Source organism: Parerythrobacter jejuensis (genome assembly GCF_039536765.1).
Lineage (GTDB): Bacteria > Pseudomonadota > Alphaproteobacteria > Sphingomonadales > Sphingomonadaceae > Parerythrobacter > Parerythrobacter jejuensis.
Window position 1 is genome coordinate 2,569,350 of record NZ_BAAAZF010000001.1, and the last position, 23,330, is coordinate 2,592,679.

Genomic DNA, 23,330 nt, shown 5'->3' on the forward strand with positions numbered 1-23,330 from the left:
AAACAGTTAGAAAAACTCACCTGGCGCGGACTGATCACCCCAATCGCGCCAGCGCCGCTCGCAGCCGCTCGACTTCGGCGCTGTGATGCGCGTGGTCGGCCTTGGCTTTCTCGACTGCTTCGGGTTTGGCGCGCTCGACAAAGTTGGTATTGGACAGCCGCCCGTCGAGCGCCTTCACTTCCTTCTCGCTGGCGGCCAGTGCCTTTGCGATGCGGGCCTTCTCATCGGCAATGTCGATCACGCCTTCGAGCGGGATGATGAACACATCGCTGCCCGCAGTGACCTGCATTGCAGCACCTGCGGGAGCTTCGCCCAGTGTCACTGGCGTCAGGCGCGCGAGACGTTCGATCGCGGCGGAGCTGCGTTCGATTGTGCTGCTGGCTAGATCGGACGCTTCGGGAAGGAAAGCGGCCAGCTTCGCGCCGGGGGCAATGCCGAGCTCATTCTTGGCGGAGCGGACATTGCTGGTCAGCTCAATCACCCAGTCAATCGCAGCGACGGCGTGAGCATCGACAGACGCCTTTGGCTCGGGCCACTTGGCAGTGATGAGCGGATAATTCGCACGGTCACCCTGCGCGTTCCACAGCTCTTCGGTGATGAAAGGCATAAAGGGGTGCAGCATGACCAGGATCTGGTCGAGCGCCCACCCTGCCACGGCACGGGTCTCGACCGCAGCGGGGCTGTTTGCATCGCCGGTAAACACCGGTTTGATCAGCTCCAGATACCAATCGCAGAACCGATCCCACACGAAGTGATAGACGGTGTTGGCAGCGGCATCGAAGCGTAGATCGGCCATGGCCGCGTCGAGCGCTTCCACGGTTTGCGCCACTTCGCCGATGATCCATTGGTTGGCGGCTAGCTTGGCTGCTGGCGCGGCCAGCGAGTCGCTCGCACCGATGCCGTTGGATTGACAGAAACGGGTGGCATTCCACAGCTTGGTCGCGAAATTGCGATATCCCTCGACCCGCTTGTCATCCATCTTGATGTCGCGGCCCTGGCTTTCCATTGCTGCCATGAAGAAGCGCAGCGCATCGGCGCCATACTGGTCGATCAGGCCTAGTGGATCGACGACATTGCCCTTGGACTTGGACATTTTCTGCCCGTCGGCGGCGCGCACGAGCCCGTGGAGATAGAGCTTGGGCCATGGGGCCTGCCCGGTCAGATGCATCCCCTGCATCATCATCCGCGCATCCCAGAAGAACAGGATGTCAAAGCCGGATACGAGCAGATCGTTCGGGTAGTGTTTTTGAAACAGCGGTGCGCTCTCATCGGGCCAACCAAGCGTGGCGAAGGGCCACAGGCCGGAAGAGAACCACGTGTCGAGCACGTCTTCGTCGCGTTTGAGCGCAACGCCTGCTCCTGCTTGCGCCTGAGCTTCCTCTTCGGTGGCAGCGACGAACACATTGCCATTGTCATCGAACCACGCCGGAATACGGTGGCCCCACCACAACTGGCGGCTGACACACCACGGCTGGATGTTTTCCATCCAGTTGAAGAAGGTTTTCTCCCAGCTCTTTGGGACGATCTCGATGGTGCCGTCTTTCACCGCCTGGATCGGAGCCTTGGCCAGCTCCGCAGCATTCACATACCATTGGTCTGTCAGCCACGGCTCGATGACCACGCCGCCACGGTCCCCGAACGGGGTCGCGATGGTGCGCGGCTCGGCGTCGAGCTCGACTTCTTCGCCCTTCTTGGTCTTGGTCACATGCGGGATCAGGAAGCCCTGTACTTTCAGGCGCTGGACGACCAGTTCGCGCGCACCGCCGGTGCCGTCTCGCTTGAAGCGATGCAAACCGACGAATTCGTCAGGCACTAGTCCGTCGGAGGTCTGGCAAACATTGGCATCGCCATCGAGCATGTTGAGCATGTCGGCGGGAGCGAAGCCGGCCCGCTTGCCGACATCGAAATCGTTGAAATCATGCCCCGGCGTAATTTTCACTGCGCCGCTGCCCAGTTCCGGATCGGCGTGCTCGTCTTCCACAATCGGCACGCGGCGGCCGGTGATCGGCAACACGACATGCTTGCCGACGACGCTTTTGTACCGTTCGTCGGTCGGGTGGACCGCCACCGCCATATCGGCCAGCATGGTTTCAGGCCGGGTGGTGGCGACTTCGATATAATCGCGCCCATCTGCCAGCGTCACACCGTCTTCGAGCGGATACTTGAAGTGCCAGAAATGGCCCGGGATATTTTCGCTCTCGACCTCGAGATCGCTGATTGCAGTCTTCAGTTTCGGGTCCCAATTGACCAGCCGCTTGTCGCGATAAATCAGGCCGTCATTGTAGAGATCGACGAACACTTTGAGCACCGCATCGTTGAAATGCGGGTCCATGGTGAATTGTTCGCGGCTCCAGTCCATCGAGCAGCCGAGGCGTCGCAGCTGGCGCGTAATCGTGCCGCCGCTTTCCTCTTTCCACTCCCACACCTTCTCGACGAAGTCTTCGCGTGAATAATTGGTGCGTTTGTCCTGCCGCTCTTCCAGCTGGCGCTCGACCACCATTTGCGTGGCGATCCCGGCATGATCGGTGCCGACCACCCACAGCGCATCCTTGCCGCGCAGCCGCTCATACCGGATCACAATATCCTGCAACGTGTTGTCCAAAGCATGGCCGATATGCAGGCTGCCGGTGACGTTGGGTGGCGGGTTGACGATGGTGAACGGCTCTGCATAAGGACGCTCGGGCCGGAACAGGCCTTTCTCTTCCCAGTGCTGGTACCAGCGCGCTTCGATTTGCGCAGGATCGAATGTGGTAGGCAGTTCAGTGGTCATGGTGTCGGTGTTCGCTCGGTCTCGCAGGCGGGGCTGGGCCACCGCAATGGTAGTTCCTGCCAATGCCAGTGCAAATGCGACCATGCAACGGCTTGTGATGGCGCCATTTTCCCCGCATAGCATGCGGCAATGTCGGAAGGGGCGAGCTTTTCCCTGCAGCAGCAGGAAGATGGCACCACAGTGTTGGCGCTGGCCGGGCCCTATCTGGTTTCTACCATTGGCGCGATCGACAAGGATATCCGCGAGATCGAGGTCGGTTTCACGCTGGTTGACCTGACGGAAGTGACCGAAATTGACACCGTAGGCGCCTGGCTTGCCTGCACCGTGGCGCGCGACAATGGCGCAGATGTGACGGGCGCGAGCGAGCGGGGGCAGCGCCTGATGGATGCTGTCGGCGCGAGCGAGAACGACAGCGTAATGGTGCCGGAAAGTCTCGGTCTGTTTACCCACGTATCCGCACTTACAGGCCAACGGATGGCCGATTTTTCGCGTGGTTTGCGAAAAATGGTTGGTTTTCTCGGCCAGCTGATCCTCGCTTTCGGCAGCTTGTTGCGCCACCCCGGACGATTCCGGACAAAAGCTCTGGTGCGACAGTTGCAATTGGTCGGGATCGATTCGCTCGCAATTATCGGCCTGATGAGCTTCCTAATCGGGATCGTTATCGCGCAGCAGGGCGCCGTGCAGCTGGCGCAGTTCGGGGCCGAAACACTGACGGTCAATCTGGTAGGCCGGATCACCCTTCGTGAATTGGGCGTTCTGATGACAGCGATCATGGTCGCTGGCCGGTCCGGTTCGGCGTTTGCCGCGCAGATCGGGACCATGAAACTGACCGAGGAGGTGGACGCGATGCGTACGATCGGCATTTCGCCGATGGAGGCGCTGGTCGTGCCACGCATCCTGGCTGCCGTGTTGATGATGCCGCTGCTGGGCTTTTACGCTGCCTGCATGGCGATCATCGGCGGTGCGGTCATCTCGGATGTAACGCTGGGCATCCCGTTCTGGAATTTTATCGAACGTATTCAAGATGTCGTACCAGTATACGATCTCTATGTCGGCCTCATCAAAGCGCCGGTGTTCGGGCTGATAGTGGCATTGATGGGCTGTTATCACGGGATGCAGGTGGCAGGGAATTCGGAAGAGGTTGGCGCGCGGACAACCCAAGCTGTGGTCCAGGCGATTTTCATGGTTATCGTGCTCGATGCATTCTTCGCCGTGTTCTTCACTGAAATCGGGTGGGCGTGATGGCAGGGCCAGGGCAACATGAGCGGTATCGCGGCGATCATCCGATTGTGGTCGATGGGCTGACCAATCGTTTCGGTGATTTTACAGTGCACGAATATTTGTCACTGACCGTCAATCGCGGCGAAATTATCGGCGTAGTGGGCGGCTCGGGCACAGGCAAATCTGTGCTGATGCGGTCTATTATCGGCCTGCAATACCCGCAGGAAGGCCAGATCGAGGTATTTGGCCGATCCATCACCGATGCCGATCCGGACGAAGAGATCGGGGTGCGCAATCGCTGGGGCGTCTTGTTCCAGGGCGGGGCGCTGTTTTCGACGCTGACGGTGGCCGAAAATGTGCAGGTGCCATTGAAGCAATTCTATCCCGATATCGAACCGTCCACGCTCGACGCAATCGCGCGCTACAAGGTTGTAATGTCAGGCTTGCCTGAAGATGCCGCGTGCAAGTATCCGTCCGAGCTTTCCGGCGGAATGAAGAAACGCGCCGGGCTGGCACGTGCATTGGCGCTCGATCCGGAATTGCTTTTTCTTGACGAACCGACGGCCGGGTTGGACCCGATTGGTGCCGCCGCCTTTGATCGCCTGACCCGCGAATTGAAAGAGACGCTGGGGCTCACCGTGTTCCTGATTACGCACGATCTCGACACACTTTACGAGATTTGTGACCGGGTCGCCGTGTTGGCGGATCGCCAGGTGATCGGGGTGGGCACGATTCCGGAATTGCTCGAAACTGAGCACCCCTGGATCCAGGAATATTTCAACGGTCCGCGCGGACGTGCGGCGCAAGCGAGCCAGAACCGGTCCAAGGCGCGCGCCGCGAAGACCATAGACAAGCCGTCACCGGCAGGCGCATAGAGGCAAGCAGATGGAAACGCGGGCAAATCATGTTTGGGTAGGGGCCGTGACGCTGGTGTTGCTGGCGGCTCTTGCGGCATTCTTTGTCTGGCTTGCCCGCTTCGGCGAGGGTGCCCAGAACGAATACGACATTTTCTTCAAGCAATCGGTCTCCGGCCTTGCGAATGGCTCTGAAGTGTCTTTCGCAGGCGTGCCGGTCGGGCAAGTCACGCAGATCTCCTTGTGGGAAACTGATCCCGAATTTGTGCGCGTGCGCGTGAAAGTGCGGGACGAGGTGCCGATTCTTGTCGGGACCACAGCGACCATCCAGGGCTCCTTTACCGGCGTCTCGACCATCCTGCTGGACGGCGCGCGGGCCGGAGCTCCTCCGATCACATGTGGTGAAGGCGAGGGGGCAACCGCGTGCCCGGAAGATGTGCCCGTCATTCCCACCAAGCCGGGCGGCCTGGGTGAATTGCTGGCCAATGCGCCGTTGCTGCTGGAGCGGCTGGCGACTTTGACCGAGCGGCTGACGCTGACCTTGTCGGATGACAACCAGGCTGCGCTCGCGGGGATTTTGCAGAACACCAATGCGATGACCGAAGATCTCGCCCGGGCGACCCCGCGGATCGAAAGCACGCTGACCGAGCTGGAAGGCACGCTGAGGGAAGCGGGCGAGACGCTCGACGCGTTCGAGAAGGTGACCAATTCGACCGACCAGCTGATCAATCAGGAAGGTGCCGCGCTGGCGACAGAGCTGCGTGGCACGCTCAACGCCGCGAGCAAGGCGGCCCTGTCGCTGAGCAAGACGCTCGACGATGCCCAGCCTGCTGCGCAGCAGCTCAACCAGCAAACTTTGCCCGCCGCCAATGCGACGCTGCAGGACCTGCGCGAAACCAGCAAGGCGCTGAGAGCTGTGACGGAGCGACTTGAAAACGAAGGCGCTGCCGGCCTGCTCGGTTCGCAGCCATTGCCGGATTACGAACCGTGAGGGTTCCAGCTATGAAAACCGCCATCCGTATTGCGCTCGCTGGCGCTGCTACACTGGGCCTTTCGGCCTGTATAAGCCTTGGCAGTGAACCACCGCCCAGCTTGCTGACCCTGACCGCTGCCAATGGCGCGCCAGCGGGAAGCGGCTCGACCGGCACCAATGAAAATGCCCTGTCGGTGATCGAGCCAAGCGCGCCGCAGCGCCTGTCTGTCACGCGGGTTCCGGTGCAGGTGGATGATGCCACTATCGCCTATCTTCAGGATGCCGTCTGGGTCGAACGGCCCACACGCCTGTTTCGCAGGTTGCTGTCGGAGACCATCCGCACGCGCACCGGCAGGGTCGTGATCGACGGCTTTGATCCGACCTTTGCCACCAGCCAGCAATTGCGTGGCAGCCTGGTCGAGTTTGGATACGACGCACGCAGTTCGTCGGTAATCGTCCGTTACGATGCGATGCGCGACGGCGAGAACGATACGGTCGTCACCCAGCGCTTCGAAAGCGTGGTGTCCGGGGTTCCGGCAGAGGCGGGTCCGGTGGGCGACGCGCTGAACCGTGCTGCCAATGATGTTGCAGGACAGGTCGCCGACTGGGTCAGCTGACCCGGTTTCGCACCAAATCCAGAAATTCCATCGCGCGTTCGAAATCGGCAGTTCGCCGCGCGCGGACTTCTGCGGCTTCGGCATCCTCGCCCCACAATTCTGCCTGCCAGTCTTCTTCCAGATTGGCCGCATCCCACAGCGCCTTGGTGTCTGCGCTGGGCTGTAGCGCGGCGAGCCCTATACACAGCGATGCACTGAGCGATGAGAGTGTCAGTAAGGGGGCAAGAATGAAGGCGTCTTGCTCCGCCAGCCGTTTGCGCAAGGCCGCGATGCTGGCGTCTGGCTGGGGGCGATGGATGATCCCGCTGATCCGTTCCAGCCGGATGCCTTCACGCTGTTCGGTTGCACGGACCAGGGGTTCCCACACCTCCTCCTGCCGGCGGAACACGGCTTCGCCGGGCTCGGCCCGGTAGCACAGTGTATCGGTTTCCCCGAAAGCGAGCAGTTTGGAGATGACGTCTTCTTCACCGGTTGCAATCCGGTCGATGGCGAAATCGGCCATGTCGCGCCCGGGCAGGCTGGCCGGGTCGACCGTGTCGCCTTGACGATCCCATTCTGCAGCAAGCGCCTGTGCCAGAGCCTCTGACGGAACAATCTGCTCGCGTTTCCCTTGCGTCTTGAGTGGTCGCCCATCGAGCGCGACCTGCCACCCGTCGGCAAGCTGCTCGACCCTCACATCTTTCCAAAACCGTTTCATGGGCGTGGCGATTTCCACCGCTTGGCAAGGATGATGGGCAGGACAAAGAACTCGATCGCGCCAACCACGAACAGGGCGTAGCCGAGCGGCGGGTTGTCAACGAGCCGGCCCGAGATAATGAGCACACCTAGGCCTGCCATGATGATCCCGCTCAACCGGGCCAGTTGCAGCAGCATGAAGCGCTGCTTGGCCTTTTCATCATCCGTCATCGAGCCAGTCTCCCAATTGGTCAGGCGTGTCGACCACCGTTTCTGCACCAGCGGCGAGCAAGGTGTCGGTTGCGTGATAGCCCCATGATACGCCGATCGCACGCACCTGCGCGGCTCTGCCCATTTCGATGTCGTAGATCGTATCGCCGATCATCACCGTTTGCTCCGCCTCGGCCACCGCCTCTTCCATGGCTGTGTGCAGCATGGCGGGATGCGGCTTCGAGGGGTGGTGATCTGCGCCTTGGAGGCTGACAAACCGGTCGATCAGGCCATGTTCGCCAAGACAATGATGCAATCCGCGATTGGACTTGCCGGTTGCGACAGCCAGCGCCCATCCTGCCGTCGCGAGACGGTCGAGCAAGGGGACGATGCCCTCGAAAAGGGGTTCGGAGACCATGCCGTTTTCCCGGGCGGTGCGGAACGATGATTTGTAGGCGTCAACGGCGCGGGTAACCTCCGCGTCCGACGCTTCCTGCGCCAAGGTACGGATTGCGACCGGCAGGCTCAGGCCGACGATCTGGCGCACATCGCGCCGGTCGGGCGCAGGCAGTCCTGCTTCGGCGAACGCAACTTCCATCGCGTCGCAAACAGGGGCCTGGCCGTCGACCAGCGTGCCATCACAATCGAACACCGCCAACCGCGTGGTCACTTGCGCCCCTTCGGCTTCGATTTACCGGCGCGCGGGCCAGTGCTGGGCTTCGGGCCACGCTTGGCAATCGCGCCGCCCGATTTCTTGCCCAGCTTGCGTTTCGGAGCCTTCGTTGCTCCCCGCGCCCTGCGCTCGCCCCGCTGCGATTTGCGATATTGCTTGGCATGCTGGCGCGCGGCTTGTTTCTTTTCTGCCGGGCTGCGCTCGTTCACATCTTCGCGCAAGGGTGCGGCGTCACTCAGCGAAGGATCGAAGCCCAACTGCTCCATCGTGGCGGCAAAATGTTCGGGCAATTCGGCCATAACATCCAGCTTGCCGCCTCCCGGCTCGCCAATGATCAGGCGGCGGGCATGCAAATGCATCTTGCGGCTGACACTTCCCGTGAGGAAGGCGTCCTGCCCGCCATATTTGCCATCGCCGACAATCGGCGTGCCAATCGCTGCCAGATGGACTCGTAGTTGGTGGGTCCGGCCGGTCATCGGTTCCAGCTCTACCCAGCAGGCGCGGTTGCCGGCTTTCTCCACCACCCGGTAGCGGGTGACGGCGGGTTGGCCGTTTTCATGGTCGACATGCATTTTCTCGCCCCCGCTGCCGGGTTGCTTGGCGAGAGGGGCATCGATCGTGCCTTCTTTGACTTCGGGCAGGCCGACCACCAGCGCCCAGTAGATCTTCTTGGCGGAACGGCCGGCAAATCGCTTGGCAAAGGCTGCCGCACTGCCCGGGGTGCGGGCGACCAGCAGCACGCCGGATGTATCCTTGTCGAGCCGGTGGACGAGGCGCGGGCGCACATCGTCGTCACCCTCGACGAAGGCATCGAGCAAGCCGTCGACATGTTTGAAGGTCTTGCTGCCGCCCTGGGTGGCGAGGCCCGGCGGCTTGTTGAAGATGATGGCCGATTTGGTCTCTTTGATCACCATCGCCTTGGCTTCGTCGATCTGTTCTGGCGTCAATTCCTTGCGCTGGCGCGGCTTGCGCGCGGCATCTTCCCCGCCGGGCGGGATGCGCAAGACCTGGCCCTGCACCAGCCGGTCTTCCGGCTTCGCGCGCTTGCCATCGACCCGGATCTGGCCAGTGCGGGCCCAGCGCGAGATGGTGTTGAAGCCGATCTTTGGCAGGTTGCGTTTGAACCAGCGATCCAGACGCACGCCGTCATCATCTTCGCTGACCGTAAACTGGCGCACTTCATGGCTAGGGCCGGGCGCGCTCATCCGAACAGCCTCGTAATTGTCAGGCCGAAGAACAATCCGCTGACGCAGAGTGAAATCGACAGGATCAGATACAAGGCCGCAAAGGCAAGCTGTCCGCGCTGGACCATCAAGACCAGTTCGAGACTGAAAGCGCTGAAAGTGGTAAAACCGCCCAGAACGCCGACGCCAAGGAACAACCGGAACTGTTCGGTGCCTTCGGGCGAAAAACGGATCAGCCATCCTGCCAGCAGCCCCATCATGACACTGCCAAGCGCATTCACCGCCAATGTGGCCCAGGGAAAAACCGACATCGCCGGCGCGCCCATCCACCCGGTCATTTGGCGGCCGAGCTGGTAGCGCAAGACAGCACCGATCGCGCCGCCCAGGGCGACATTGACGGTTGCGGCAAAAGGAGAAAGTGTACTCACCCGCGCGCCTTAGACCGCACAGGGGGCGCTAGCCAAGCGGCTTCTGTGGCATGGTTGCATCGGGAGGCAGGCCGAAAATCCGCTGATTGCCTTGCGTCTCCTGCCGATTCTGCGTATGTGCGCGTCCTGTGAGGCCGACCGCTTAGCGGATTCGGCGCTTTTTCTTTTGGAATTTAGCGGTGATTCCCGCGCTGCATGCGGGCTCTCCCCTTTGTTTGAGGTGACGATTTTTATGCAGATCATGGTTCGCGATAACAATGTCGACCAGGCCCTCCGCGCGCTCAAAAAGAAGCTGCAGCGTGAAGGCGTCTATCGCGAAATGAAGCTGCGTCGCCATTATGAAAAGCCCAGCGAGAAGCGCGCCCGTGAAAAGGCTGCTGCTGTGCGCCGCGCCCGCAAGCTGGAGCGTAAGCGCATGGAACGTGACGGCATCAAGTAAGCCGGAAAAAGGCTCACGCCGCGATTCTTTGACCCGCCCCGCTTGAAGTGGCGGCAGGGTTACGCCAAAGGGCGCGGGAGGATATCTTCCGCGCCCTTCGCATTTGCAGGATCCATCATGACCGAAGTTACCCGCGTTCCATTGCAGCCCATCGCCAAGGGCTCGCTGACCAAGCTGTGGCTTGGCGTAATCGTTGCCATCCTGATTGGCGCCGGTGTGGCGTGGGCGGCCGTGCCCGCGGGCGTCTCGGTGGACGAGCTGGTGGCCGGATCAGGCGGAAGCCCGAGCGAAGGCGATGTCGCTTTCGTCAAATACAAAGGCACGTTGGCCGATGGCACGGTATTCGATGAATCGGGCCCGTCGCCATTCCCGCCAGGTATCTTCCCAGAAGGAACGCCGATGCTGTTGCAAGAAGGCCAGCTGGTCGACGGCTTCTTCCAGGGCATCCAGCAGATGGAACGGGGTGGTAAGTACCTGCTCAATATCCCGGCAGAGCTCGCCTATGGTGCCAACCCGCCACCGCAATCGGGCATCCCGGCCAATAGCGACCTGATCTTCGAAGTCGAATTGGTCGATTTCATGAGCCAGGCCGATGCCGAACGCAAAGTCATGGCTCTGCAACAGGCCATGGAAGCCCAACAAGGCGCGCAAGGTGGTCCGGGCGGACCCGGGGGGGCGAGCGGGGGTCCACAAGGGCCGCCTCAGGGCCCTCCGCAGGGACCGCCTCCGGGCCCGCAGAACTGATTTCTCTCTAACGACAGGAAACTCCATGTCCGTTGACAAGGAAACCGTCGCCAAGATCGCCTCGCTTGCCCGTATCCAGATGACGGATGCCGAGCTGGAGAAAATGGCGCCTGAACTGAACAATATCCTCGCCTGGGTCGAACAGCTGGGCGAAGTCGACACCAGCGATGTCGAGCCGATGACGGCTGTCATTCCCAATACGTTGCGGCTGCGTGACGACGTGGTCGATGCCGATCCGCTTACCGGCGGCGGCGTGCAGGACAAGGTGCTGGCCAACGCTCCGGCGTCTGAACATGGCTTTTTCGGCGTGCCCAAGGTGATCGAATAATGACCAATCTGACCGAACTGGGCGTCGCGCAGATCCGCGACGGGGTTGCCGCTGGCGATTTCACCGCGCGTGAAGTGGCAGAGGCGTTCAATGCCAATGTTGCTGCCGCCGAAGCGCTCAACACCTTTATCGTCACGACGCCGGAAAAGGCTCTCGAAGCGGCCGATGCGGTCGACGCGGCGCGTGCCAAGGGCGAGACGCTGGGCGCAATGGCCGGTGTGCCGATCGGCATGAAGGACCTGTTCGCCACCGAAGGCGTGCAAACCACCGCTGCAAGCCACATTCTCGAAGGCTTCACCCCGCATTATGAATCGACTGTCAGCGCCAATCTGTGGCGCGCAGGTGCAGGCATGCTGGGCAAGCTCAACCTCGACCAGTTCGCGATGGGTTCGTCCAACGAGACGTCCTATTTCGGTGAAGTGAAGAGCCCTTGGCGCAAAGAGGGCAGCAATACTGCCCTGACTCCGGGTGGCTCATCGGGCGGCAGCGCTTCTGCCGTTGCAGCGCGCCTCTGCCCGGCGGCGACCGGTACCGATACCGGCGGCTCGATCCGCCAACCGGCTGCCATCACTGGCACGACCGGAATCAAGCCGACCTATGGCCGTTGCAGCCGGTGGGGCGTTGTCGCTTTCGCCAGCAGCCTCGACCAGGCGGGCCCGATGACACGCAGCGTCACCGATTGCGCGATCATGCTCGAAGCGATGGCCGGATTTGATCCGAAGGACGCAACCAGCCTCGATCTGCCGGTGCCGGAATGGGAGAAGGGGCTTAACCCGGATCTCAGCGGGAAGAAGGTCGGCATCCCGCGCGAATACCGGATGGACGGCACACCACAGGACATTCTCGACAGCTGGGAACGGGGCAAGGAATGGCTGCGTGATGCCGGGGCCGAGATCGTCGATGTCAGCCTGCCGCACACCACATACGCCCTGCCAGCCTATTACATCATCGCGCCCGCAGAAGCCTCCAGCAATCTCGCCCGTTATGACGGCGTGCGCTATGGCTTGCGCGATCTGCCCGACGGGGCTGGCCTGCAAGACATGTATGCCGCCACGCGCGAGGAAGGGTTCGGAGATGAAGTTAAACGACGCATCCTGATCGGCACCTATGTGCTCAGCGCGGGCTTCTACGATGCTTATTACAATCAGGCTCAGAAGATCCGCACGCTGGTGGCTCGCGACTTCGAACAAGCCTGGGCCGATTGCGACCTGATCCTGGCACCGACCACGCCCAATGCGGCGTTTGGCTTGGGCGAAATGCAGGCGGATCCGCTGGCGATGTATCTCAATGATGTCTTTGCTGTGCCTGCTTCGCTCGCCGGCTTGCCCGCGATGAGCGTGCCCGGTGGCCTCAATTCAGATGGCTTGCCGCTCGGCCTGCAACTGGTCGGCAAACAGTTTGACGAGCAGAGCGTCCTCAATGCCGGCCTGGCAATCGAACAGCGCAATGGCTTCACTGCGAAGCCGGAGAATTGGTGGGCGTGACTTCGTCGAGCTTCGGGCCAAGCTTTGCCGTCACCTACACGGTCAAGGACGAAGCAAGGCTGCTGCCCGATGCGCTGAAGTGGCACCGGGCCCTGGGGGCGCAGCGCTTCTACATCTTTCTTGACGGCACCACCGATTCCATGCGCGACTGGCTCGACACCCAGAGCGACGTGATGGTGCGCGAGAGTGTGCCGCCGGCAGAAGTGGGCGATGCGCCGGGGTTCTCGAAGAAACTTGCCAAGGGCTGGGACACCTTCATAGACGCCCGCAAAAACCTCAATGCCTGGGTCGCAGCGCGGCTGGCGCTGAAGGACGGGATCGACTGGTTGGCCATGATCGATCCGGACGAGTTGCTGTTGCCTGACCCGGCTGGCGGCGTCGATCCTATCGCGATGCAAAGCTTGCTTGGCGGGCAGGAACCCGATGTGGCGCAAATCCTGCTTCCCAATTGCGATGTGTTGCCCGACGGGGAACCGCGCACGTCTCCCTTCGCCCATCGCCATTTCCAGGCGCGCTATCCGGCGCTGGAAGCGGCATGGCGTGCCGCGCGCAAGGCGCTGTCAGTTGTGTCCAACCCGCTCAAGGTCGCGCGCTATGACCAATGGTTCTGGGACCGTGCACTGGGCGCAGATTTGCCGCGGCGGCTGGTCCATCCAGTCACCGGTGCAACCATTCCGGCTGGGTATTTCCTTTCCTATTCCAGCTACAAGTCGATCCTGCGCACGCGGCTCCATCGGGGATGGCGGCCAACGATCCATCACTGGACGAGTGATGACGGGCAGGGGGACATGGTGAAAGCAAAGCGCGCCCGCGTGCTGCATTTCGATTTCACCGATGCCGCAAGCTATCTTCATAAATTCGGCCAGCGCCGGGGCAATCGCGAGGAACGACCGATCCATTTCGCCACCCGCCGGGCGATTGGGGATATCGCACTCGATTGCAGCGAGGCGGAGGCGCAGCGTTTTTTCGATGAATGCCTGACCGTCAGCGATCCGGCGCGTATGGCGCATCTGGTCGAACGTGGTGTGGCCCTTGACCTGCCGCAGATTGCCGCCTTCTTTGCTGGCGAGGGGGCAAGCCGATGAAACTCTTCAGGCCCTATTTGTGGGGTGGCCGCGTCATCAAGCTGGCGCGGCGGCTGGGCATGGACGTGATGCCGGCTCTGACGCGCGATCATCGCGTGGCCGGAGCCCGTCTGGGGTGGCGTGACGAAGAACCCGGTCTGCTGCGCGGGGCCGTTGTCGAAGGCGAGCATGACGGCGTGCCGCTCAAACTGTTCGTCGCCAATGATCTCGATGTGATCCAGCAAGTCCACCGCAAGGGCGAGCTCTATGAGCCGGAAGAACTGGCGATCATCAAAGGGACCTGGGACCAGCATCATGAGGGCGGGGCCTTCCTCGATGTCGGCGCGAACGTGGGCAATCACGCTTTGTTTGCCGCAATGGTACTGGGCGCGGACAAGGTGATCGCGTGTGAACCTCAGGACGCAGCGGCACGGATTCTGGAAACCAATGCGGCGCTCAATCACGTTGCTGATCGGATCGCAATCCACCGCGTCGGCCTGTCCGATAGTGCGGGGCAGGCGAGCGTTGAAAGTGCCAGCAATAACCTCGGCGCGGCTCGCCTGACGCAAGGTAAGGGCGGGATCGAACTCGTCACTGGCGACGCGTTGGTGGGCGATCAGCCGATCGGCTTTATCAAGATCGACACCGAGGGGTTCGAACTGCCGGTCCTGCGCGGCCTATCCGGAACCATCGCGCGCGACCACCCGCCGCTGTTCGTGGAAGTCGAGACCGCAAACCTGCCGGCGTTCGAGCAAATCTGCGCCGGGCACGGCTACGCCATTACCAATCGATTCCAACGCTACGAAACCAGCGTGAACTGTCTCGCCATCGCGCGGGACTGACGCTAAGGGGCATCGCATGAGCAAATACATTATCCAGGGCGCAACGGGCGAGTGGGAGGTCGTGATCGGCCTCGAAGTTCATGCGCAGGTCACTTCCAATGCCAAGCTGTTTTCCGGCGCGTCGACTGCGTTCGGGGCAGAGCCCAATTCGCAGGTCAGCCTGGTCGATGCGGCGATGCCCGGCATGCTGCCAGTGCCCAACCGCGAATGTATCCGCCAAGCGGTCCGTACCGGCATGGCGATCGAAGCGCAGATCCACAAATGGAGCCGGTTCGACCGCAAGAACTACTTCTATGCCGACCTGCCGCAGGGCTACCAGATCAGCCAGCTCTATCACCCGATTGTTGGCGAGGGGCAGCTGTTGATCGAGGCCGACGAGAAGGCGGGTATTCCCGAAGATAAGGTGATCGGGATCGAGCGGATCCATGTCGAGCAGGATGCCGGCAAGCTGATGCACGACCAGCATCCGACCATGTCCTATGTTGATTTGAACCGCAGCGGCGTGGCCCTGATGGAAATCGTTTCCATGCCGGATATGACGTCCCCTGCCGAAGCGGGTGCCTATGTCCGCAAACTGCGCTCTATCCTGCGCTATGTCGGATCGTGCGACGGCAATATGGAAGAAGGCTCGATGCGTGCCGACGTCAACGTATCCGTGCGCAAGGTCGGTGATCCGGAACTGGGCACGCGGACCGAGACCAAGAATGTCAATTCGGTGCGATTCGTGATGCAGGTCATTGAATACGAGGCCAATCGCCAGGTCGATCTGATCGAGGATGGCGGCAGCGTCGATCAGGAAACGCGCCTGTTCGATCCCGGCACCGGCACGACGCGGACTATGCGCAGCAAGGAAGACGCGCATGATTATCGCTATTTCCCCGATCCCGACCTTCTGCCGCTGGAACTGGAAGACAGCTTCCTGGAAGAATGCCGCGCGAGCCTGCCAGAATTGCCCGATGCGAAGCGCCAGCGCTATGAGACCGAGTTGGGCCTGACGCCGTATAATGCCCGCGAGCTGACGGCCGAGGTCGAGACCTTTGCGCGATTTGAAACGCTGCTGGGCGCGACGGCCAAGGCTATCGGCAAAGACGAGAAGCAAGTCGCCACGCAGGTCGCGAACTGGGCACTCTCGGTCGCTCCGGGCGTGATCAAGTCGCTGGGTGACGAAGCCAATCCCGAACACGCAACTGCCGAGGCACAGGCCGCGATCCTGAAAATGCAGGATGCGGGCGAAATCAGCGGCGGCCAGGCGAAGGAAATCTACGAGATCGTCCTCAAAACCGGTCGCGCGCCCGATGAAATCGCCGATACCGAGGGCCTCAAACAGGTCAGCGACACTGGCGCTATCGAGGCAGCGATCGATGATATCCTGGCCAACAACCAGGACAAGGTCGAGCAGTATAAGGGCGGCAAGGACAAGCTATTCGGCTTCTTCGTCGGCCAGACCATGAAGGCGATGCAAGGCAAGGCCAATCCGCAAGTCGTGAACCAATTGCTGAAAGACAAGCTGGGGTAAACGCTGGGGAAATTCCCGTATCGGACGGATCCCGAACTTGCCCAATGGCTTCGCGGCGTTAAGCTTGCGACCAGGATAAACAAGTGAAGGGGGTCGCGATGGGAATTTCCCGTCTTGCACTGCTGTTTCTGCCGCTAGCAGCAACAGCACAAGCACAAGCCATAAAGAACGAGCCGCCGATGCGGCAATTCACAGAAGCCGAAATCGCTGACATCGCGATGCCGGATTTGGCGTTTGATCCTGGCGAGATCAATCCGAAGGATCATGAAAAATACTTCATCTTCCATCGGCCTGAAACCAGCTTCAACCAGGCCTATGCGGATATTACCGAATGCGATGCGCTGGGCAGCGGCATCAATGTCTATCGCGGCGTCGATAGCGGGGCGATCGCCAGTGCCATGACGCAATATGGGGTGCTGGCCGGTGGTATCGGCGGTGCGATCGGCGGCATGATGGCTGATGCGATCTTTGGCTCGGCAGAGCGGCGCAAGGCGCGGCGGATCAATGTCCGTAACTGCATGTATTACAAGGGCTATGACCGCTACGCGTTGGAGAAGGACCTGTGGCAGGAATTCCATTTCGAGGAAGGTTTCGGTCGCAAGGAGGAGAGCAAGCGCAATGCGGCCCTGCTGCAACAGGCTCGCGTCGCCTCTGGACCCAAACCGACATGGGAGGTGCTGGAACCATGAGTATTCGACACGCAATGATTACCGCGAGTGCGGCGATGCTTTTCGCTTCGACCCCGGCCCTGGCGCAAGAGGTTGAGACCCAGGCGATAGAAGCCAAGCATCTCGAAAGCGGCAAGCATCAGATCGATCCTGCCAAGGGCTATCTCTTTGCCAAAGCTCCAAACCGGTTCAATGCGCTCTTCATCAAGACGCCGGATGAGGAAGATTACGCCGAGTATAAGGCCGATTGGGAAGAGAAACTGGCCAAGGCCCGGAAGAAGTTTCCCGGAAAGCTGAGAATGTGGGAGGCCAATAAGGAGCGCCGCCGCAATCCCGGACCGAAGCCCGTTGAACCGACGGAAGAGAGCTTTGCCATCGAGCCGATGGACATCCGGATGTTCGCCGGTTTCGGACCACAATATGTCTACTCGAAAGAAAAGTTGCCCGACGGCGAGACGACTTTCAATTACCTGACCGAGTTGGAGCCAGGCACCTACACCTATTACGGCCCGCTCCTTTACCTGCCCGGAGCACAGACCATCGGTAAATGCTATTGCATGGGCAGCGTCAAATTCGAGGTCAAGGCCGGAGAGATCACCAATCTGGGTGATTTTCTGGCCGAGGGTTGGGCCGAACCCGAAGCGCGCAGACAAGCGTCCATCTTCTGGAAGGATTTCGCTAATCGAGCGGCAATTCCGGTTGATTACAGCGTGCCGGATGGGCTGGATGACTTGCCCGTCGTGAGGGCCGATCTGCGTGCATCAGGCAAACGCAACAACGTCCTCAACACCATGGTAGGCCGCCTGCCGTCGGTCGAGGGCGTGCTTGCCTATGATCGTGATGTGCCAATCGACCTGAAGGGCCTGGCTGCGCAACAGAAGGCTGAAGAAGCGGCCCGTATCGCAGCCGAAGCCAAAGCGGAGGCCGAGGCAAGGGCATTTGCAGCCGGTGCAAGTGTCAGCGCGACCGACACAGCGCCTCAGGCCGAAGCCGTAGAGGCAACGGCTAGCGACTAGACCCAAGGTGCCGACAAAGAAAAGGGGCCCCGCAGCGCGAACTGCGGGGCCCCTTTTCTGTGGCCTCAGGCCGAAGCGAGGCTTAGCCCTGGCGTTCGCCGGTAATCGGCATCGCGCCGAAGGCACCTGCATTGACGTTACCGGTCAGCTGGTCGCCGGCCACGGTGGCTTCGCATTCCAGCTTCATCGGCATCGGGACGGTCATGTTCATGTCCCAGGTCAGCTTGTCGCCGTCGATCTTGCCGTTCTCGACATCCATCGAGCCCATGCCGCCGGCCATGCTGCCGGTGAAGGTGTTGCCGTCATCGCCGGGGACGACGGTGAACGTGCCGCTCTGGTCGCCCATCGGGCTCTTCACGACGGTGTTGTAAGTTCCTGCTACGGACATTGAAGTACTCCTCTTGAAAGATGCAGCGGCCATCGCCGCTGCTTACATGTGTGTCAATAACTCAGTTTTCGAGTTCGCGAACTTCGATTGGCAGGCGGAGCGCGTCGAGCTGCGGTTTGACCTTTTCGGCATCGCCTACGACGACCCAGATGAAACGCGCCGGATCGATTGCGCCGCGTGCGGCCGCATCGAGGCTTTCGCGGGTCTGGCCGCGATATTTCTCGGCCAGCTTCTCCTGGTAGTCCATGTCCCGGCCATACAGCACGTTGGACTGCATCGCGCCAAGCACCGCGCCGGAGGTTTCAAACTGCCCCGGCAGCTCGCGGATCTCGTTGTTCACGATCCGGACCAGTTCTTCTTCGGTCACGCCATTGGTGGTGACAAACTCGCCGATCTCGCGATTGAGTTCGGCGAGGGAATCGCCCGTGCGGTCGGCCTGGACCGGCGCCTGGACAAAATATGTCACCGCATTCTCGCGCTGGGAGACACCGCCACGCACGCCGTAGGACCAGCCCTTGGTCTCGCGCAGGTTCATGTTCATCCGGGCCAGGAAGTTGCCGCCAAGCGCATTGTTGGCATTCAGCAGGTCGACGATCCCGGCATCCTGTGCCCGGGCATCGGTAACCAGGCCGCCGAGGATGAAGCTCTGCGGGGAATTGGGCCGATTGACTAGCACGATGCGGGCACTTTCAGGTGCAGTTGCCTTGCTGGAAAAGTCCTTGCTACCCTTGGGCGTGGCGGGTGCTTCCCATTCGCCGAAGGCTTTTTCCAGCGCCGGCGTCAATTCCGACAGCGCCAGATCAGACACTACAAACAGCGACGCATTGTCGGGACGGATCCAGGTCTGCTTGAAATTGACCAGATCATCCCGGGTGATCGAGCTGACCGATTCCACGCTGCCACTGCCGGTATCGCCATAGGGATTGTCCGATCCGTAGAGCAGCGGGGTCAGTGTCATTTGCGCGATGCCGCCGGGGCTGCGCATTTGTTGCTGGATGCCCGTGATTGTCTGGGTCCGTACACGCTCGAGCTCGCCTTCATCGAAGGCAGGATTGCGCACGATGTCGGTCATCAATTCCAGCGACGGGGCCAGGTTAGCCGTCAGCGCCGTCAGCGTAAACGAGGAACGGTCTTGGCCACCGCCAGTCGAGATCACGGCGCCGAGACGTTCGCGAGCTTCGGCGATTTCTCTGGAGCTCAGGCTGGTGGTGCCTTCATCGAACAGACCGAGCGCGAGGCTTTCCAACCCGCGCTTGTCGGTCGGATCGGCGGCAGAGCCTGCGTCGAAGGACAGCGCTACACGGGTTACCGGAACGGCATCACGCTGGGCGTAATAGACGGTCATCCCGTTCGACAAGGTCACTTCGGATACGTCCGGGAAATCGAGCGAGGCGAGCGCTTCAAATGCGGGTGCGGGACGCTCGACCGTTACGGTCAGTTCGTTGGCACCTGGCGCGGCCTCTGCTTCGGCATCGCCATCTGCGGCGACCGAGGCTGCTTCTTCATACGAACTGTCACGTTCGCCGGGCTCGAGCTGCAGGGTCATGCTGGGGCGGGTCATCCACTTCTGCATGGCCGCCTGAACTTCAGTCGGGGTCAGAGTGGCCAGAACTTCCAGCTGCTGGGCATAGAAATCGGGAGATCCGGTCAGGACTTCGCCCTGCGCCAGCGTCACGGCCTTGCCGCCAAAGCCGCCTACCTGTTCCAGCCCGCGGATGGTGCCAGCGAGGCTTTGCGTTGCAGCGCGGCGGACTTCGTCTTCGGTGGGACCTTCGGCAATGAACTGGTCGATGATCGCATTCATGCGACCTTCAACAGCTTCGGCGTCTTCACCGGGCTTCACAGTGGCACCTACGGTCAGCACGCCAACCCGCTGGAACGAGAAGTTGCCAGCGCTTACACCCACCGCGACTTTCTCGTCACGGACCAGGGCATTGTCGAGCCGGCTGGACGACAGCCCGCCCAGGATCTGCGCGCCAACGGTCAGCGCAACCAGATCGCGGCTGTTGATGCCGGGTGCGGTCCAGTAACGACTGATATTCGTCGCTGCGACTTGGTCTTTCATGACCGTACGAACATCTTCGGCCAGCTCCGGGATCGCAGCTTCGGCCGGGTTGTTGACCGGACCACGCGCGATCGGGCCGAAATACTTTTCGACCAGCGGACGCGCTTCGGCGGCGTTGATATCGCCGGCCAGAACGATGGTGGCGTTGTTCGGGCCGTATTTGTCGCGGAACCAGGCGCGCACATCATCCATGGAGGCGGAATCAAGGTCTGCCATCGATCCGATCGGGGTGTGGTCATACGGGTGTGGGGCCGGGAAAAGCGTCTTGACGATTTCGTAGAACACCAGGCCGCCGGGCTGGTTGTCGCCCTGGCGTTTTTCGTTCTGGACCACGCCGCGCTGGTTATCGAGCTTCTCCTGCGTCACCGCGCCGAGCAAGTAGCCCATCCGGTCACTCTCGAGCCACAATGCACGCTCCAGCGCGCCCCGCGGCACTGTCTGGAAATAATTGGTCCGGTCGAAATTGGTCGTGCCATTGTAATCGGTCGCGCCCATTTCCTGCAGATATTTGAAATAGTCGCCCGGCGCATTCTCCGAACCGTTGAACATCAGATGCTCGAACAGATGGGCAAAGCCGCTCTTGCCTTCGGGCTCATCCTTGGAACCGACATTGTACCACACCGCGACGCCGACGATCGGCGCCTTGCGATCTTCGTGCACGATAACGGTCAGGCCGTTTTCAAGCTGGAATTCCTCGAACGGAATGCTGACTTCATCGATCAGGGCCGGCAGCGGAGCTACCGCCTCGGCTGTGTCCTGGGCAGCGGCTGGCGCTGTCAGGGCGAACGGGGTGGCCGTCGCAATGGCGAGGGCTGTCAGGCTGGTTGAGGCAAAACGAAACATGGTCTCTCCGGGGATGTGTTCTTTGATATTGCGAATAATCTACCGAGTCATTTCCCGCTGGTCACGGTCTTTCGGCTTTTGGCATTGGCTAAGGCATCAACGCGCCAGAAGTGGACTGGTTTCAATCTCTTCTGGACGAACAGCGAAGCCTGATCGGTGTAATGCGGGCTGTCGGGCCTGGTGGTCGCCGCGCCAAAGGGCTGGATCGACTCTGACTTCACCCTTTCGCCGGGTTTCCATTCAACCCATTGGATGAAGCTGTCGCCATGCACGACCCGCAACCGGCCATCTTCGTCAACTTGCCAGGTGGTAGAGGCGCGCAGTGTGTCGGAGCCTCCATCCAGCGGCAAATCGACATCGCCCAGACGCAGGCGGAGGAGGTCGCCCATCGGCGGGTCCAGGCGCCCGAAATGGGTCATCAAATGCGTCGCGGCCTTGCGCAGCTTGGCACCGACATCGGGCGTTGGATTGTTCTGGTATTCCGCTGACATAAAGTCCCTGATCAAAAGCAGCGCAAGCGCATCGGCCCGGCCTTGGTTGTCGGAGGTCAGATCCCACGTCGCCAGCAATTGCTGGGCGTCATATTCCAGGCTGCCCTGCCGGTATTGGCGGGCCGCGATCCCATCGAGCATCTGGGCGACATAGCCTGCCCGTTCGTAGGTCTGGTCAAACTTGATGTCCCAAAGGGTCTCGCGGTCCAGCTGGTCGGCTTCGGTCATCAACTTCCACGCGCGGCGGGCGCGGTTGGTAGTTTTCAACTCGACCCCCAATCGCGGCGGCACACTGTCAGGCGACAGGTCACTGCCCGGGCCGGCGGCCTGGTAGGGATTGTTGTTGGCATTCATGAGCCAGCCGCTGGCGGGATTCACATATTTGGGGATTGCATCATAGCTGACCGGGCCATTCCAGATCAGGTCGGACCGGTCGCCCGGCAAGATCCCGCGCCAGTTGTGGCCCTCGGGCCGGTCGGGAATGGCGGCGTTATAAACATAGGCAATATTCCCCTCGGCATCGCCATAGATGAAGTTGGTGCTGGGCACGTCCATCCGCGCCAGGATGGCTTCCCACTCTTCCAGGTTCGTCGCCTTGTTGAGCCGGTAATAGGCATCCAGCTGGTCGATGGAATCGATCGCCCCATAGCGGATTGCGAAGGCGCCCTTGTCATTCTTGATCACTGGGCCGTGGGCACTACGATAGACGATTTGGCGAATGGGCAGCACGATCGGACCAAGCTTGACCGGCAAGGTGACGCTTTTCTCTTCCAGATCGCGCCATTCCCCGTCGAGGCGATAGCGCGTGCCGCTTTCGTCCAGAACCAGCTCGTAAATGTCGATCATGTCGGGCCGGTTGACCGTATTGGTCCAGCCCAGCGTGCGGTTGTGGCCCAGGAACGGGAACGGGCTGCCCGGGAAATTGGCACCGGTGAAGTGCCAGCCCTCTTCGCTTTCGACCACCATTTCATACCACGCGACACCGCCGCGCCAGGGCTGGTGGCTGTTGGAGACAAGGATCGTGGAGCCGCCCGATTTTTCCGGCGTCACGGCAAAGGCGTTGGAACCGGACAAAGCATCATCGGAATTCATTGGCAGTGGAAGCGGGCGATAGCTTGCCTGTTCGCTCGCTGCCTCGCCCGTCTGCTCGGCGGGCGTTTCGGCGGAGGTTTTGGCAGGTTCGAAACCTGGAATGGGTGGGCCGAATTCAGGCTTCAGCTCTTCGCCCGCCACCAGCGGGCCGAGCACGCCATTGAGGCCGAAGAAGAACGGCTGGCGCAGCGCAAATCCGGCGGCGACGTCTTCGCCATTTACCGGGAACAGGTTGGCGAGCTTCAGTTCTTCCGGATGCGCTGCGGCATAGTCGTTGAGGCCGGTGGCGTAGGCTTCGAACAGGGCGCGCGTGTCCCCGGGCAAATCGCCATAATGTCGCTGGGCCGTGCCGCGGGCATCGAGCAGGTGATAGACATAGTCGATCTGTGCGCCGTCCTGCCCGGCAATCGCGCCATACCGCCCCTTCGACATCGCGATCACATCTTGCAGGGTGAAGAAATCATCCTCGCTATGCGCCACGGCGACGCCATAGGCGACATCGGCATCGGTCTTGCCATAGATATGGGGTACGCCGAATTCGCTGCGGATGATCTCGGCGGTGTAGGTCCGATCGCGATCCGGGGCGGTGCTGCGGTGGGCAAAGAACGGTTCCCACACCATCAGGCCGATCACTGCGACCAGAGCCAGCACAAAAACCACGCCGCCAACGCGTGCGAACCATCTCTTCATTCGGGAAATCCTCTCTTCTTGACCGCAGGCGTAGCGGGGGGAAGGCGCCGGGTGA

Annotated in this window: 22 protein-coding genes; 13 read left to right on the top strand and 9 right to left on the bottom strand. The window is 61.2% G+C overall.

Features of this window, described 5'->3' with window-relative positions; translation table 11 throughout:
- Window positions 1-34: 34 nt before the first annotated feature.
- Complete coding sequence (locus ABD653_RS12525) at window positions 35-2,770, bottom strand: valine--tRNA ligase (protein ID WP_160778977.1); 2,736 nt, start codon at window positions 2,768-2,770, stop codon at window positions 35-37.
- Between the two features lie 129 nt (window positions 2,771-2,899).
- Here ABD653_RS12525 and ABD653_RS12530 point away from each other — a divergent pair, with 129 nt between their 5' ends.
- From ABD653_RS12530 to ABD653_RS12545, 4 genes are read left to right on the top strand one after another with little or no spacing between them, the layout of a single operon-like run.
- Entirely contained in the window at window positions 2,900-4,012 is a 1,113-nt protein-coding gene (locus ABD653_RS12530) for an MlaE family ABC transporter permease (protein WP_160778978.1), read from the top strand.
- Window positions 4,012-4,866 (top strand): ABC transporter ATP-binding protein, encoded by an 855-nt coding sequence (locus ABD653_RS12535; protein WP_160778979.1) that lies wholly within the window; start codon window positions 4,012-4,014, stop codon window positions 4,864-4,866. Before ABD653_RS12530 ends, ABD653_RS12535 begins: the two co-directional genes overlap by 1 nt.
- Before the next feature lie 10 nt (window positions 4,867-4,876).
- A complete protein-coding gene (locus tag ABD653_RS12540; RefSeq protein WP_160778980.1) occupies window positions 4,877-5,836 on the top strand; it encodes an MlaD family protein in 960 nt (319 codons plus the stop codon).
- An 11-nt stretch (window positions 5,837-5,847) separates the two neighbouring features.
- Window positions 5,848-6,435 (top strand): ABC-type transport auxiliary lipoprotein family protein, encoded by a 588-nt coding sequence (locus tag ABD653_RS12545; protein ID WP_160778981.1) that lies wholly within the window; start codon window positions 5,848-5,850, stop codon window positions 6,433-6,435.
- On the opposite strand, the gene ABD653_RS12550 is transcribed toward ABD653_RS12545, so the two are convergent.
- Genes ABD653_RS12550 through crcB form a run of 5 tightly spaced genes read right to left on the bottom strand, consistent with a single transcriptional unit; the run spans window position 6,428 to window position 9,605 of the window.
- A complete protein-coding gene (locus tag ABD653_RS12550; RefSeq protein WP_160778982.1) occupies window positions 6,428-7,132 on the bottom strand; it encodes an ATP12 family chaperone protein in 705 nt (234 codons plus the stop codon). The two genes, ABD653_RS12545 and ABD653_RS12550, sit on opposite strands and share 8 nt — an antisense overlap.
- Window positions 7,129-7,341: a hypothetical protein gene (locus ABD653_RS12555; protein ID WP_160778983.1), complete on the bottom strand. Its 213-nt coding sequence runs from the start codon at window positions 7,339-7,341 to the stop codon at window positions 7,129-7,131. The genes ABD653_RS12550 and ABD653_RS12555 overlap by 4 nt, the downstream gene beginning before the upstream one ends.
- Window positions 7,331-7,990 carry an HAD-IA family hydrolase gene (locus ABD653_RS12560; protein ID WP_160778984.1) on the bottom strand — a complete coding sequence of 220 codons (660 nt, stop codon included), beginning with the start codon at window positions 7,988-7,990 and terminating at the stop codon, window positions 7,331-7,333. The genes ABD653_RS12555 and ABD653_RS12560 overlap by 11 nt, the downstream gene beginning before the upstream one ends.
- Entirely contained in the window at window positions 7,987-9,198 is a 1,212-nt protein-coding gene (locus tag ABD653_RS12565; protein WP_160778985.1) for an RluA family pseudouridine synthase, read from the bottom strand. Before ABD653_RS12565 ends, ABD653_RS12560 begins: the two co-directional genes overlap by 4 nt.
- Window positions 9,195-9,605 (bottom strand): fluoride efflux transporter CrcB, encoded by a 411-nt coding sequence (gene crcB, locus ABD653_RS12570; protein WP_160778986.1) that lies wholly within the window; start codon window positions 9,603-9,605, stop codon window positions 9,195-9,197. The genes ABD653_RS12565 and crcB overlap by 4 nt, the downstream gene beginning before the upstream one ends.
- A 232-nt stretch (window positions 9,606-9,837) precedes the next feature.
- Here crcB and rpsU point away from each other — a divergent pair, with 232 nt between their 5' ends.
- The 9 genes from rpsU to ABD653_RS12615 all read left to right on the top strand — a co-directional run bounded on the left by rpsU (window position 9,838) and on the right by ABD653_RS12615 (window position 17,706).
- Window positions 9,838-10,044: a 30S ribosomal protein S21 gene (rpsU, locus tag ABD653_RS12575; RefSeq protein ID WP_006834591.1), complete on the top strand. Its 207-nt coding sequence runs from the start codon at window positions 9,838-9,840 to the stop codon at window positions 10,042-10,044.
- A gap of 117 nt (window positions 10,045-10,161) precedes the next feature.
- The gene (locus ABD653_RS12580; RefSeq protein ID WP_160778987.1) at window positions 10,162-10,788 is read left to right on the top strand and encodes an FKBP-type peptidyl-prolyl cis-trans isomerase; all 627 of its coding nucleotides are present in this window, start codon (window positions 10,162-10,164) and stop codon (window positions 10,786-10,788) included.
- A 25-nt stretch (window positions 10,789-10,813) separates the two neighbouring features.
- Entirely contained in the window at window positions 10,814-11,116 is a 303-nt protein-coding gene (gatC, locus tag ABD653_RS12585) for an Asp-tRNA(Asn)/Glu-tRNA(Gln) amidotransferase subunit GatC (protein ID WP_160778988.1), read from the top strand.
- Window positions 11,116-12,600 carry an Asp-tRNA(Asn)/Glu-tRNA(Gln) amidotransferase subunit GatA gene (gene gatA, locus ABD653_RS12590; protein ID WP_160778989.1) on the top strand — a complete coding sequence of 495 codons (1,485 nt, stop codon included), beginning with the start codon at window positions 11,116-11,118 and terminating at the stop codon, window positions 12,598-12,600. The genes gatC and gatA overlap by 1 nt, the downstream gene beginning before the upstream one ends.
- Entirely contained in the window at window positions 12,597-13,685 is a 1,089-nt protein-coding gene (locus tag ABD653_RS12595; RefSeq protein WP_160778990.1) for a glycosyltransferase family 2 protein, read from the top strand. The genes gatA and ABD653_RS12595 overlap by 4 nt, the downstream gene beginning before the upstream one ends.
- Complete coding sequence (locus ABD653_RS12600; RefSeq protein WP_160778991.1) at window positions 13,682-14,506, top strand: FkbM family methyltransferase; 825 nt, start codon at window positions 13,682-13,684, stop codon at window positions 14,504-14,506. Before ABD653_RS12595 ends, ABD653_RS12600 begins: the two co-directional genes overlap by 4 nt.
- Before the next feature lie 16 nt (window positions 14,507-14,522).
- Window positions 14,523-16,022 (top strand): Asp-tRNA(Asn)/Glu-tRNA(Gln) amidotransferase subunit GatB, encoded by a 1,500-nt coding sequence (gatB, locus tag ABD653_RS12605; protein ID WP_160778992.1) that lies wholly within the window; start codon window positions 14,523-14,525, stop codon window positions 16,020-16,022.
- 98 nt (window positions 16,023-16,120) lie between these two features.
- Window positions 16,121-16,711 carry a hypothetical protein gene (locus ABD653_RS12610; RefSeq protein ID WP_344705565.1) on the top strand — a complete coding sequence of 197 codons (591 nt, stop codon included), beginning with the start codon at window positions 16,121-16,123 and terminating at the stop codon, window positions 16,709-16,711.
- Entirely contained in the window at window positions 16,708-17,706 is a 999-nt protein-coding gene (locus tag ABD653_RS12615) for a hypothetical protein (protein WP_160778994.1), read from the top strand. The genes ABD653_RS12610 and ABD653_RS12615 overlap by 4 nt, the downstream gene beginning before the upstream one ends.
- An 82-nt stretch (window positions 17,707-17,788) precedes the next feature.
- On the opposite strand, the gene ABD653_RS12620 is transcribed toward ABD653_RS12615, so the two are convergent.
- The 3 genes from ABD653_RS12620 to ABD653_RS12630 form a co-directional block, all read right to left on the bottom strand.
- Complete coding sequence (locus tag ABD653_RS12620) at window positions 17,789-18,094, bottom strand: hypothetical protein (protein WP_160778995.1); 306 nt, start codon at window positions 18,092-18,094, stop codon at window positions 17,789-17,791.
- A gap of 61 nt (window positions 18,095-18,155) precedes the next feature.
- Complete coding sequence (locus tag ABD653_RS12625) at window positions 18,156-21,002, bottom strand: M16 family metallopeptidase (protein ID WP_160778996.1); 2,847 nt, start codon at window positions 21,000-21,002, stop codon at window positions 18,156-18,158.
- A gap of 47 nt (window positions 21,003-21,049) precedes the next feature.
- Window positions 21,050-23,275, bottom strand: a complete 2,226-nt coding sequence (locus ABD653_RS12630) for a penicillin acylase family protein (protein ID WP_160778997.1) — start codon at window positions 23,273-23,275, stop codon at window positions 21,050-21,052.
- Window positions 23,276-23,330: the final 55 nt, after the last annotated feature.

What these genes read in the sequence shown, in the direction of transcription:
- ABD653_RS12615 (WP_160778994.1), top strand. Translation starts at nt 16,708, where the DNA reads ATGAGTATTCGACACGCAATGATTACCGCGAGTGCGGCGATGCTTTTC.
- ABD653_RS12600 (WP_160778991.1), top strand. Translation starts at nt 13,682, where the DNA reads ATGAAACTCTTCAGGCCCTATTTGTGGGGTGGCCGCGTCATCAAGCTG.
- ABD653_RS12530 (WP_160778978.1), top strand. Translation starts at nt 2,900, where the DNA reads ATGTCGGAAGGGGCGAGCTTTTCCCTGCAGCAGCAGGAAGATGGCACC.
- gatB (WP_160778992.1), top strand. Translation starts at nt 14,523, where the DNA reads ATGAGCAAATACATTATCCAGGGCGCAACGGGCGAGTGGGAGGTCGTG.
- ABD653_RS12630 (WP_160778997.1), bottom strand. Translation starts at nt 23,275, where the DNA reads ATGAAGAGATGGTTCGCACGCGTTGGCGGCGTGGTTTTTGTGCTGGCT.
- ABD653_RS12540 (WP_160778980.1), top strand. Translation starts at nt 4,877, where the DNA reads ATGGAAACGCGGGCAAATCATGTTTGGGTAGGGGCCGTGACGCTGGTG.
- ABD653_RS12565 (WP_160778985.1), bottom strand. Translation starts at nt 9,198, where the DNA reads ATGAGCGCGCCCGGCCCTAGCCATGAAGTGCGCCAGTTTACGGTCAGC.
- ABD653_RS12620 (WP_160778995.1), bottom strand. Translation starts at nt 18,094, where the DNA reads ATGTCCGTAGCAGGAACTTACAACACCGTCGTGAAGAGCCCGATGGGC.
- ABD653_RS12525 (WP_160778977.1), bottom strand. Translation starts at nt 2,770, where the DNA reads ATGACCACTGAACTGCCTACCACATTCGATCCTGCGCAAATCGAAGCG.
- ABD653_RS12545 (WP_160778981.1), top strand. Translation starts at nt 5,848, where the DNA reads ATGAAAACCGCCATCCGTATTGCGCTCGCTGGCGCTGCTACACTGGGC.
- ABD653_RS12550 (WP_160778982.1), bottom strand. Translation starts at nt 7,132, where the DNA reads ATGAAACGGTTTTGGAAAGATGTGAGGGTCGAGCAGCTTGCCGACGGG.
- ABD653_RS12535 (WP_160778979.1), top strand. Translation starts at nt 4,012, where the DNA reads ATGGCAGGGCCAGGGCAACATGAGCGGTATCGCGGCGATCATCCGATT.
- ABD653_RS12610 (WP_344705565.1), top strand. Translation starts at nt 16,121, where the DNA reads ATGGGAATTTCCCGTCTTGCACTGCTGTTTCTGCCGCTAGCAGCAACA.
- ABD653_RS12555 (WP_160778983.1), bottom strand. Translation starts at nt 7,341, where the DNA reads ATGACGGATGATGAAAAGGCCAAGCAGCGCTTCATGCTGCTGCAACTG.
- gatC (WP_160778988.1), top strand. Translation starts at nt 10,814, where the DNA reads ATGTCCGTTGACAAGGAAACCGTCGCCAAGATCGCCTCGCTTGCCCGT.
- rpsU (WP_006834591.1), top strand. Translation starts at nt 9,838, where the DNA reads ATGCAGATCATGGTTCGCGATAACAATGTCGACCAGGCCCTCCGCGCG.
- ABD653_RS12625 (WP_160778996.1), bottom strand. Translation starts at nt 21,002, where the DNA reads ATGTTTCGTTTTGCCTCAACCAGCCTGACAGCCCTCGCCATTGCGACG.
- ABD653_RS12580 (WP_160778987.1), top strand. Translation starts at nt 10,162, where the DNA reads ATGACCGAAGTTACCCGCGTTCCATTGCAGCCCATCGCCAAGGGCTCG.
- gatA (WP_160778989.1), top strand. Translation starts at nt 11,116, where the DNA reads ATGACCAATCTGACCGAACTGGGCGTCGCGCAGATCCGCGACGGGGTT.